Raw genomic sequence first — 9476 nt, 5'->3', positions numbered from 1 at the left:
GCAAAAGTGGGGAATTTCTTCTGCAACTTTGTCCTATTTTATTTTGCAACAAACATAACGATTGAAATAATATTCTTCAAATAATTTATTAAGTTCTCAGTCTTCATTATTGCTGTTCATCAAGTCCTCGATTTCCAGAATAAAATCGCTTACCTTCATATTTATTGTCTTGCATATTTTAAAAAGTATATTCAATGTGGATCTTCTTTTTCCCCTCTCAAGCAGGCTTATATAAGTCCTGTCTATATTGCATTGTTGAGCGAGCTCTTCCTGTGACAATCCGCATTTTAATCTATTCTTTTTTAAAATAACAGCAAATGCTTTCTCTAATGTCAATTATATTCACCCCTTTAATTTGATTTTCAAAGAAATGTTACAAATAGTCTACGGACTATAGTCTGCAATAATAAAAAACTATGATATAATTATATGGTGCTGTGAGATAGAAGATAAAAAATGAGGGAAACTCTCTTTATTTATAAATATATCCTTTTACAACAGAAAAAATAATTTAATATAAAAATGGAGTGCTGAAAATGATCGAACAAAAAATAAATGAACTAAGAGAAAAATTATATATGATGATATCAAAAAATGCGGATTATAGCGAAATACTGGAGACAAGCAAGGAACTTGATAAATATATAAATATATATAATTCCGAGAGGCTGGATAGTACGCGTGCCCGTAAAGATGTTGTATAGAAGAAATTTTTAAGATTATCCAATATAAAATAGATATATAAAGTAGAATTAAATATGACCGCCATTTGGGGGAAAACATTTCTATATAAAAAATATTGTACCATAGAGGGCATATAAAATATGCATCCTATCATAGATTTTTTGGTTGACAATTTGTTTATGCTGGCATATTATAGAATTAAGCATATAGGAATACTATATTACTTATATATTTTAGTTTGAGGTGAAAAGATGAAGATATCTACAAAGGGAAGATATGGGCTTAAAGCTATGCTTGACCTTGCAACTTATTCTCTGGGAGATCAGATTACTTTAAAGAGTATAGCCGAAAGGCAGAATATATCGGATAAATACCTTGAGCAGATTTTTTCAGCTTTAAGGAAAGCAGGGCTTGTAAAAAGCGTAAAAGGCACGCAGGGAGGCTACATATTGGGGAAGAGACCTTCCGACATAACAGTAGGCGATATATTAAGGGTGCTGGAGGGTACGCTATCCGTCATTGATGCCGCGGACAATATGGATGATGATGCCGAAACATGCATCAGAAATAATGTATGGGAAAAGATAGATGAGAGTATAGAAAATACTGTTGATTCAATAACATTGGAAGATTTGGTTAAGGATTATGTAAAAATGAAAGATGATTTTGGGTACGTGTATTATATATGATTTTTTTACAGAATAGTATATTAAACATATAGACTTAATAATATTATTTTAAGGGGGTTATAATTTATGCCGAAGATAGCAAAGAGTTTAACAGATCTCATAGGCAATACTCCGCTTCTCGAGCTTGGAAATTACAGCAGGGAAAATCACGTGCCTGCAAGGCTTATTGGAAAACTGGAATATTTCAATCCGGCAGGGAGCGTGAAGGACAGAATAGGCTATGCGATGATAAAAGATGCAGAAGATAGGGGCATATTGAAAAAAGATTCGGTTATAATAGAACCTACAAGCGGAAATACCGGGATCGCCCTGGCATTCGTAGCAGCGGCAAAGGGATACAGGATAATATTGACCATGCCTGATACTATGAGTATTGAAAGAAGGAGCCTTCTTAAGGCATATGGCGCTGAAATTGTGCTGACGCCCGGGAAGGACGGTATGAAAGGTGCTGTACTTAAGGCGGAAGAGCTTTCAAAAGAAATCCCGCATTCTTTTGTACCACAGCAGTTTAAAAATCCTGTAAATCCTGAAATTCATAGAAAGACTACAGCTGAAGAGATATGGAGAGACACTGATGGGCAGGTAGATATATTTGTTGCAGGTGTCGGTACAGGCGGAACAATTACAGGTGTAGCTGAAGTTTTAAAGAAGAGAAAACCGGATGTAAAGATCATCGCGGTTGAACCTGCCGATTCGCCTGTTTTAAAAGGAGGAAAACCGGGGCCTCATAAGATCCAGGGTATTGGTGCCGGCTTTGTACCTGATGTATATGACCAAGAAATAATCGATGAAGTATTCGATGTGAAAAATGAAGAAGCTTTTGAAATTTCAAGAAAGCTTGCAAAGAGCGAGGGGCTCCTTGTAGGGATATCCTCGGGAGCGGCAGTTTTTGCTGCTACTCAGATAGCCAAGAGGCCGGAAAATAAGGGTAAGACTATCGTGGCGCTGCTGCCTGATACAGGCGAGAGATACCTCTCTACAGATCTTTTTAAATAACTGATATGTGTTAGTTTTAGTGTTCTTTAAGCAAGCATGGGTTTTGCAGGAATACTGTGAATTGCGATGACAGGAAGAGTAGGTTAAAGTAGACTTATCAGAGATGAATCCTCATAGTCTGAGAAGGATTTAAAGTTAAGATTAACTGAAGTGCATCCTTGAGTATCGGATCGAAAAAATTAGACTCCGACGGGTACGCCCGATATAGCGTTGAGGTATGTTGGTACCAAAAATAATGAGATATCGGATTGTATCCGGTAAACAGAGTGGAACCGCGGAATTAACTTCCGCCTCTGAATTTTGGAGGCGGAAGTTTTTTTATATCCAAAATTATTATGATTAAGGAGGGTGTTTGTAAATGGACCAGGCAAAATATTTCAATTCAATTGCCGCAGACTGGAATGAAATAAGGAAAAAATATTTTTCCGAAGAACTTAAAAATTGCATATTTCAAAAAGTGGATGCGGAGGGAAAGATATGTGCTGATTTAGGCTGCGGTACGGGGTTTATATCCGTGCCCCTGTCTCATATAGCAAAAGTTGTATTTTCCGTGGACATATCGTTGAATATGCTAAAAGAGCTCAATAAGGCTGCGGTAAAAGAGGGAATAAAAAATATATATCCTTTAAAAGGATATATGGATAAACTGCCTTTGTTTAATCAATCCATCGATGTAGTGATAATAAATATGGCACTTCATCATGTGGAGAATCCGCTAGATGCAATAAGGGAGATGTACCGTATTTTAAGGAAGGGAGGGACTGTAGTTATTTCAGATGCGGAAGAGCACAACGGGAAATGGGCAAGAGAGGAGATGCACGATGTATGGCTTGGTTTTTCACATGCGCAGATAATTGCATGGATGAAGCAGGCGGGATTTACCGGTGTGGAAATTGGCAGTACCGGTTTAAAATGCAGTGCTTACTCAAGCAAAGGTGAATACACTGAAACAGGGATATTTATAGCAAAGGGAATAAAAATGGGGGAATAGAAAATGAAAATTGAATCATTGCTGATACATGGCGGGATCGATGGAGATGAATATACAGGAGCAGTAAATGTTCCGATCTATCAGACTTCGACATATAAACAAGAACATCTTGGAGTCAATAAGGGATATGAATATTCAAGAACAGGTAATCCAACAAGGCATGCACTGGAAAAATTGATTGCAGATCTGGAAGGAGGAACCGATGGATTTGCTTTCTCATCAGGCATGGCAGCGATTACAGCCGTGTTTATGCTTTTTAAAAGCGATGACAAGATATTGATCTCGGACAACGTTTATGGCGGGACTTACAGAGTCCTAAACCAAGTGTTTAACAATTTCAGATTTAATTTTGACATAGTCGATACTTCGGATGAAGAAAGCATCATTTCAAAAATAGATGATAGCGTAAAGGCTATATTTATAGAAACACCGACAAATCCGCTCATGACAATCACCGACATAGCAAAAGTATCGAAATTGGCAAAAAAACATGGAATGTTGACGATTGTGGACAATACTTTTATGACGCCATATCTTCAAAAGCCTATTAAGTTTGGTGCAGATATAGTTATCCACAGTGCTACGAAGTATCTCGGGGGTCACAGCGATCTTGTCGCCGGCCTTGCAGTTGCAAATAACGAGGATATAGCAAGAAGACTTTATTTCATACAAAATGCAACAGGGGGGATACTTGGGCCTTTTGATTCATGGCTCTTGATCCGCGGGATAAAGACTTTATCTGTGAGGATGGATAGGCATATTGAAAATGCCAGATATATTGCAGAGAATTTAAAAAATATAAGAGGGATAGATAAGTTATATTATCCGGGGCTTAAGGAACATCCGGGTTATGAGCTTCATAAAAGACAGGCAAGAGGTCCGGGAGCTATTATCTCTTTTACACTGGAAGAAGGATATGATATCAAGAAGTTCTTTGACAACCTTAAAATTATTACACTTGGAGAAAGCCTGGGAGGAGTTGAATCTTTAGCATGCCATCCCGCGACTATGACACATGCTTCGATACCCTTTGATGTCAGGCAGAAGGTGGGCATTACCGATAATCTGGTAAGGCTTTCCGTCGGCATAGAGAATGCTTCCGATCTTTTGGAGGATATTAAAAACGCTATAAGTAATGCAAAGCTGTAATGGTCTGATTTTACAGATCAACTTAATTAAGAAGGGGATGTCTTTTTTGAAATATTATGATGATATAAGGCAAATGATCGGGAAAACACCTATTTTAAAGATCAATAATCTGAATATCAAAAATGGGGTTAATATATTTGCAAAGCTCGAGAATATGAACCCAGGCGGTAGCGTTAAAGACAGAATCGGTATATATATGATAGAAAGAGCTGAAAGGGAAGGCAACCTCAAGAAGGGGTTTACCATAATTGAACCGACGGCAGGAAATACCGGCCTTGGCATCGCCATTGCCGTATTAAATAAGGGGTATAGAATAATATTTGTTGTGCCTGAAAAATTTTCCATAGAAAAGCAGGTGCTCATGAGGGCATTGGGGGCTGAAATAATTAATACTCCAAAAGAAAAAGGGATGAGAGGAGCCATAGAGAAGGCCGAGGAGCTTTTAAAGACGATCAAGGATTCAATCTCCTTAAATCAGTTCACCAATCCAGCAAATCCTCTGGCTCATTATGAAACAACAGGTCCCGAAATTTATGAAGATCTTGAAGGAAATATAGATTATCTGGTAGCGGGTGCCGGAAGCGGAGGTACATTCACCGGCATCGTGAAATTCCTGAAGGAGAAAAAACCGGATGTAAAGGGAATAATTGCCGACCCAGAAGGATCTATAATCGGAGGAGGTACTGAAAAGGGTTACAAGATAGAAGGAATAGGAAACGACTTTATACCTGAAACACTGGATATGTCGTTGGTGGACAACGTCATAAAGGTTAACGATGATGAGGCGTTTTCGATGGTCAAGGAACTGGCAAGAAAAGAAGGACTTATAGTCGGCTCTTCATCGGGAGCTGCGATAGCTGCAGCAGTAAAACTTTCAAGATCCATTGGCAGCGGAAATATCGTAGCCATATTTCCTGATAGAGGGGATAGATACTTCAGCAAAAATCTGTACTGAGTTTTATGCCCCCTATCTTTTCAGTATTAACAGAAAAATATTATAGATTTATAACGAACTTTCGAGAAAATCCAGAGCATATTGAGCATATAGTGCACTGCTTATTTCCAGTGAATCTTCATCTATATTGAATCTTTCATGATGATAAGGGTATATAATACCCTTGGTTTTATTTCCTACGCCGACCAGTGCATAAATACCCGGAGATTTCTTAAGATACTCGGAAAAATCATCTGTTCCTAAAGATCTGCCCACATGTGCTAATGCCTTCGCGGACAGTATCTTTTTCACAGCGCCGGCACCTATTTCTGAGCACCTGGCATCGTTTATGAGGGGCGAGGTAGTAAAGTTGTACTCGATTCCCACCTCCGCCCTGTATGCCTGTGCTGTATACTTAATTACTCTCTCTATTGCTGCAAAAATTTGCTTGCGGGTTTTCTCACCGAAACATCTTGAAGTTCCTTCCAAAACAGCATCATTCGCGATAATATTAAATCTCGTGCCGGATTTAATTGATCCTACAGATATTACAGCAGGCTCAAGGGGGTCAATTTCTCTGCTTATTATGGTCTGCAGATTAATGACCGCTGCGCATGCGGCGACCAAGGCGTCTATTGCCTGGTGAGGGCGGGCGCCATGCCCGCTTTTTCCCTTTATAGTTATTTTAAATACATCGGCACATGCCATCAAGGGACCGCCATCCACGGATACTTTTCCACATTCGAGATTGCTCGAAACATGAATGCCGAACACTCCATCGACGCCATCCATTGCACCGGCCGCTATCAGCGCCTTGGCCCCCTTCCCGATTTCTTCCGCTGGCTGAAACAACAACCTTATGGTACCGCTGATATTATCGCGGACATCATTAAGTATCCTTGCGGCACCGAGGAGCGATGCGATATGCGCATCGTGGCCACAGGCATGCATAAGACCTGGATTTTGGGACTTATATTCGATATCGTTCGCTTCATTTATTTCCAGAGCATCTATATCGGCCCTAAGCGCCACCGTTTTCCCGTGTTTTTTCCCTTTTATCTCAGCAATCACGCCGGTATCGGCAGCCGGAGTATAGGGTATGTTCAATTTTCTCAATTCTGATTTTATCCTCTGTGATGTATTCAATTCTTTCAAACTTGGCTCCGGGTGCATATGAAATTCCCTTCTAAGGTCAATCACATACCCCTTATATCTTTTTGCAATTTGTCTTATCTCCAATTGTCAAACACCTCTTTTAAAAGATCTTCGATTCGTAATATGAGCTCTATGTTATTTTGAGTACTCATTCGCCAGATTCAAGTTTTGTAAGTTCTAAGGCCTTCAGCCTTGAGAATCCAAGAGCTTTTGAAACTCACTGCGTTCAGACATTCAAAAGCTCTAAGGATTCTTATGCGGCAGCAGGCCAAGAACTTATCAAAACTCTAATAATGCTCATTCGTCGCTCAAAATAACATAATCCTATTTATGCCTGATTTCACATATTACGAATCGAAGTTTAAATATAACTTCGATTTATCAAACTGGAAGTTTTAAAAATTCCAGTTTAGCTTATAGTATGAATTTATGTCTTTTGTACTCCTGGTCAATCAGACTCACATTTAGATTATGGCAATATTTTCTATCAGATAAAAAAATCTTCTTCGGCATGATGAGAAGAAGATTTAAAATAAAAAACCTCCTGGAAGGAGGTTAATTACGCCTACACCTTCCCTCATCTTTCAGAACAACGTTCTGCAGGAATTAGCACCATATATGCAAATGAAACATATTGGTTGCTGAGATTTCATCAGGCCAGTCCCTCAATCTCTCTAGATAAGGTAGTATATTTAATTTTGTTTATCATGACAAACTTTATTGTGTATAATTATATATATGTTTTTCATATATGTCAATATGTTTTTTAAAAAATCTTCGATTCGTAATATGAGCTCGGATCTTTGACAGTTGTAAGGATGGTAAAATTTTAGGAAGCCTTGAAAACAGGGCTTTTTCTATTATTCTTTTGTCAAGTTTTCATATATTTTTGTTGCGTAGTTTTGCGTTATATGATATAATATAAGGTGTTTGGAGGAATAGTTATGAGATTACAAATTTCCAAATCTAAAAATGCAGCCTCACTTTATGTTATAAAAACAATATATATTAACAAAAAAGAGCATACAAAAATTGTAGAAAAGTTAGGAACTGTTGCAGAGCTTAAAAAGAAACTTAACGGGCAGGATCCAATCGAATGGGCAAAGAAGTACATAGAAGAACTCAACAAAAAAGAGAAAGAAGAAAAACAAGAAGTACTTGTTAAATATTCTCCCTCAAAAATAATCAATAAAGATGAGCGGCATTTTTTTAACGGAGGATATCTTTTTCTACAAAAAATATATCACGAACTATGTCTTAATAAGATTTGCAAAGAAATTTCACAAAAATATAAATTTGATTTTGACTTGGATTCTATCCTTTCCAGGCTAATTTACAGTAGAGTTATTTATCCTTCTTCAAAGCTTGCAACCTATCAGCTTTCTAAAAGGTTTATTGAACAACCAAATTTTGATTTGCATCAAATATACAGAGCTCTTGAAGTCCTCGCCAAAGAAATAGATTTTATACAATCCTCTTTATATGAGAACAGTTTGAAGATTTGCAAGAGGAATAACGGTGTGCTTTACTATGATTGCACCAATTACTTTTTTGAAATAGAGCAAGAAGATGGAAACAAGCAATATGGCCCATCAAAAGAACACAGGCCAAATCCAATCATTCAAATGGGACTGTTTATGGACGGAGATGGCACTCCTCTTGCTTTTAGCATTAACAAGGGGAATACAAACGAACAGCTTACATTAAAGCCATTAGAAAAGAAAATTTTGTCTGATTTTAAACTTTCTAAATTTATAGTGTGCACTGATGCAGGACTTGCTTCTGAAGATAATCGAAGATTTAACGACAAGGATGAAAGGGCTTTTATCACCACCCAATCTATTAAAAAATTAAAAAAACATCTGAAAAATTGGGCACTTGACACAAATAAATGGCAGCTCCCAGGAGATGTCAGGACCTATGATATTTCTGAGATTGATGAGGAAAAATATAAAAATAAAATCTTTTACAAGGAACGTTGGATCAAGGAAAACGGTCTTGAGCAAAAAATTATTGTAACATACTCCATTAAATATAGAGATTATCAGCGTAAAATCCGAAACTCACAAATAGAACGTGCTCAAAAGACAATAGATACCAATCCAACTAAAATAAAAAAATTCAATCAAAACGATTATAAAAGATTTATTAATAAAACAAGCTGCACTCCTGATGGAGAGATTGCAGAAGATGAAATATACAGCATTAACACTGCTCTTATACAGAAAGAAGAAACCTTTGATGGGTTTTATGCTGTTTGTACAAACCTTGATGACGCTGCTTCTGAAATAATCAAAATTAATCAAAGGAGATGGGAAATAGAAGAATGCTTTAGAATTATGAAAAGTGAATTCAAAGCAAGGCCTGTATACTTAAGTAAGGATGATAGAATAGAAGCACATTTCACCACTTGTTTTATATCATTAATTATTTACAGGCTACTTGAAAAAAGGCTCAATGAAAAATTTACATGCAATGAAATTATAGATGGATTGAGAGATATGAATTTTTTTGAAGGTACAGGTGAAGGTTATGTTCCTACTTACACAAGAACTGATTTTACCGATGCCTTACACGAAGCCTTTGGCTTCCGGACTGACTATCAGATTGTTACTACAAGTATGATGAAAAATATTTTTAAAGAAACAAATAAATAAAAAACATTACGCACTTTTTACAACAATATTAAATCCTGCAAAGCCTTTTGTATCAAGCTCTTGCAGGATTTCTATTTTTATCAACTGTCAAAGATAGGATTATATATATGTTTTTCATATATGTCAATATGTTTTTTAAAAAATCTTCGATTCGTAATATGAGCTCTATGTTATTTTGAACACTCATTCGGCAGATTCAAGTTTTGTAAGTTCTAAGGCCA

Annotated in this window: 9 protein-coding genes, 1 riboswitch and 1 other annotated feature; of the genes, 7 read left to right on the top strand and 2 right to left on the bottom strand. The window is 37.1% G+C overall.

The features are described from left to right. Window positions 1–96: 96 nt before the first annotated feature. Window positions 97–336 (bottom strand): helix-turn-helix transcriptional regulator, encoded by a 240-nt coding sequence (locus QME45_13720; protein ID MDI6619689.1) that lies wholly within the window; start codon window positions 334–336, stop codon window positions 97–99. A gap of 200 nt (window positions 337–536) precedes the next feature. Between QME45_13720 and QME45_13715 the strand changes: the two genes are divergently transcribed. From QME45_13715 to cysK (QME45_13690), 6 genes are all read left to right on the top strand, one after another. After that, complete coding sequence (locus QME45_13715) at window positions 537–704, top strand: aspartyl-phosphate phosphatase Spo0E family protein (GenBank protein ID MDI6619688.1); 168 nt, start codon at window positions 537–539, stop codon at window positions 702–704. A gap of 231 nt (window positions 705–935) precedes the next feature. Next, window positions 936–1373 carry an Rrf2 family transcriptional regulator gene (locus QME45_13710; protein MDI6619687.1) on the top strand — a complete coding sequence of 146 codons (438 nt, stop codon included), beginning with the start codon at window positions 936–938 and terminating at the stop codon, window positions 1371–1373. 66 nt (window positions 1374–1439) lie between these two features. After that, window positions 1440–2369, top strand: coding sequence for a cysteine synthase A (gene cysK, locus QME45_13705; protein ID MDI6619686.1), 930 nt, complete (start codon window positions 1440–1442; stop codon window positions 2367–2369). Between the two features lie 57 nt (window positions 2370–2426). After that, window positions 2427–2667 (top strand) — a binding site (T-box leader). Window positions 2668–2727: 60 nt separating this feature from the next. Continuing rightward, window positions 2728–3360 (top strand): class I SAM-dependent methyltransferase, encoded by a 633-nt coding sequence (locus QME45_13700; GenBank protein MDI6619685.1) that lies wholly within the window; start codon window positions 2728–2730, stop codon window positions 3358–3360. 3 nt (window positions 3361–3363) lie between these two features. Continuing rightward, window positions 3364–4509 carry an aminotransferase class I/II-fold pyridoxal phosphate-dependent enzyme gene (locus QME45_13695; GenBank protein MDI6619684.1) on the top strand — a complete coding sequence of 382 codons (1146 nt, stop codon included), beginning with the start codon at window positions 3364–3366 and terminating at the stop codon, window positions 4507–4509. Between the two features lie 46 nt (window positions 4510–4555). Beyond that, window positions 4556–5464, top strand: a complete 909-nt coding sequence (gene cysK, locus QME45_13690) for a cysteine synthase A (protein ID MDI6619683.1) — start codon at window positions 4556–4558, stop codon at window positions 5462–5464. 48 nt (window positions 5465–5512) lie between these two features. Here the strand turns inward: cysK (QME45_13690) and QME45_13685 are convergent, their stop codons facing one another. Continuing rightward, the gene (locus QME45_13685) at window positions 5513–6682 is read right to left on the bottom strand and encodes a M20 family metallopeptidase (GenBank protein ID MDI6619682.1); all 1170 of its coding nucleotides are present in this window, start codon (window positions 6680–6682) and stop codon (window positions 5513–5515) included. Window positions 6683–7172: 490 nt separating this feature from the next. Further along, a riboswitch (SAM riboswitch) is annotated at window positions 7173–7283 on the bottom strand. A gap of 259 nt (window positions 7284–7542) precedes the next feature. Between QME45_13685 and QME45_13680 the strand changes: the two genes are divergently transcribed. Beyond that, a complete protein-coding gene (locus tag QME45_13680) occupies window positions 7543–9255 on the top strand; it encodes an IS1634 family transposase (GenBank protein ID MDI6619681.1) in 1713 nt (570 codons plus the stop codon). Window positions 9256–9476 lie beyond the last annotated feature (221 nt).

The organism is Clostridiales bacterium, from assembly GCA_030016385.1.
Taxonomy (GTDB): domain Bacteria; phylum Bacillota; class Clostridia; order Clostridiales; family Oxobacteraceae; genus JASEJN01.
This window is presented reverse-complemented; position numbering and strand designations above follow the sequence as displayed.

Bases quoted from the DNA above. Each gene is read 5' to 3' on its own strand.
- QME45_13695 (MDI6619684.1), top strand. From the start codon at position 3,364: ATGAAAATTGAATCATTGCTGATACATGGCGGGATCGATGGAGATGAA.
- QME45_13715 (MDI6619688.1), top strand. From the start codon at position 537: ATGATCGAACAAAAAATAAATGAACTAAGAGAAAAATTATATATGATG.
- QME45_13700 (MDI6619685.1), top strand. From the start codon at position 2,728: ATGGACCAGGCAAAATATTTCAATTCAATTGCCGCAGACTGGAATGAA.
- QME45_13680 (MDI6619681.1), top strand. From the start codon at position 7,543: ATGAGATTACAAATTTCCAAATCTAAAAATGCAGCCTCACTTTATGTT.
- QME45_13710 (MDI6619687.1), top strand. From the start codon at position 936: ATGAAGATATCTACAAAGGGAAGATATGGGCTTAAAGCTATGCTTGAC.
- cysK (MDI6619686.1), top strand. From the start codon at position 1,440: ATGCCGAAGATAGCAAAGAGTTTAACAGATCTCATAGGCAATACTCCG.